Source organism: Janthinobacterium sp. AD80, assembly GCF_002878455.1.
Lineage (GTDB): Bacteria > Pseudomonadota > Gammaproteobacteria > Burkholderiales > Burkholderiaceae_D > Janthinobacterium.
In genome coordinates this window covers 1-1406 of the sequence record NZ_NRDQ01000292.1, presented here as the reverse complement: position 1 = coordinate 1406, position 1406 = coordinate 1, and the positions used below count along the sequence as shown (strand labels likewise).

At 69.1% G+C, this 1406-nt stretch carries 2 protein-coding genes; both read right to left on the bottom strand.

Features of this window, described 5'->3' with window-relative positions; translation table 11 throughout:
- A partial coding sequence (gene tssA, locus JaAD80_RS28790; protein ID WP_102299595.1) for a type VI secretion system protein TssA occupies window positions 1-555 on the bottom strand: 555 nt, incomplete at its 3' end.
- 54 nt (window positions 556-609) lie between these two features.
- A complete protein-coding gene (locus tag JaAD80_RS28785; protein WP_258003249.1) occupies window positions 610-1308 on the bottom strand; it encodes a formyltransferase family protein in 699 nt (232 codons plus the stop codon).
- Window positions 1309-1406: the final 98 nt, after the last annotated feature.

The following is a 1406-nucleotide window of genomic DNA, read 5'->3' as shown; positions in this document are numbered from 1 at the left end:
GCCAAGGCCGGGCGTCACGTCCAGCGCCGTCATGCGCTCCCAGTCGGCCAGGGCCAGCGGCGGCAGCTTGCCGCCCAGGACCAGCAAGGGCGCATGCACGCGCACGCTGGCACTCAGCGATTCATTCAGCCATTCGAGCGGCGCCAGGCGCGCGTCGGCGTCGCCATCGTCCTCGATGACGGGATGCAGCTCCTGCCAGTAGGTGCGCAGCAGGGCATCGACCAGGCGCAAGCCGTGGAACAGGCCGACAAAGCCCCGCTGGCGCAGCCACGCCTCGAGCAGCCAGGCGGCGAGCTGCAAGTCCTTCGAGCGCGTCGCCAGGGTTTCGCCGCAGCGCTGCTCGATCAGCGGCCAGTCGGCGCGCCGCAGCGGGCGCTCCCACTGCCCCATCGGCAGGCTGGGGTCGTCTTCCTCGCGCAACAGGCGGATTTCCATGAAAACGGCATCGTAGCGGGCCGCCTCGCCGCACGGCGCCGCGGGGGAAATCGGCGCCAGCAAGGCATCGAGGCGCTGCTGTTCGGCGGGACTGAGGAGGAAATCAGGAATGGCGTGCATGAGCGTGTCTAGTCCAGTAAGCGGGATTTGCGGGAAAGTAAAACGGCGCCATCATCAGGCGGCCGCATGCTGCGCCTGCGGCGCCTCGATCAGCCTGGCCACGTGCTGCGCCAGGAGCTTGGCCGCCAGCGGCGAGGTACTCTTGTGCAGGTCGACCACCGAGGCCGTGGGCGGAAAGTAAATTTTCTCGGACAGCGCCAGCAGCCGCCCCGTATCGAAGCCGTCGTCGACTTCATGCAGGGCGATGACGGCATGGTCGGCGCCGTCGTCAAGCAGGGCCTGGAACGGATTCGGCCCCGCATACGCCGAGGGCCAGCCGTCGTCCACGCACGGGTGCAGGTTGTAGAAACCATGGCAGGGAAAGCGGTGCAGGCGAGCGTCGAACTGCTGGCCGAAGGTGGCGGCGATGCACAGCTGGGGGCGCCATTCGCGCTCGTACAGGCGATAAAACTCCTCGCTCTTCACGCGCCCCCGATAGGCGGGCAAGCCGTGCGCCGCCGCCAGGCGCGCCACCATCGTTTCTTCCTCGGCGCTGTGCGGATACGCCCAGACGCGCCGTTCGCGGCTGACGAAGCTGGCCTGCGGGTCATCCGTGGCCACGCCGACCACCTCGATGCGCGCGGCCAGCGGCCCCTTGAGCAGTTCGCTGAGCACATGAAAGCCCCGGTAAAAACTGCCGAAGACGGCCACGCGCAGGGGCGCCGCGCCACCGTGGCAGGCCTGGACGCCATGACTGACATGGCCCGCACTCACCGCTCGCCCCTTTCCGCCTGCATGCTGAAGCGCTCCGCCGTGCCGCCGGCAGCGGGCAAGGCCGCTTCCTGCCAGGCTGGCGCCTGGGCCGGGAACAC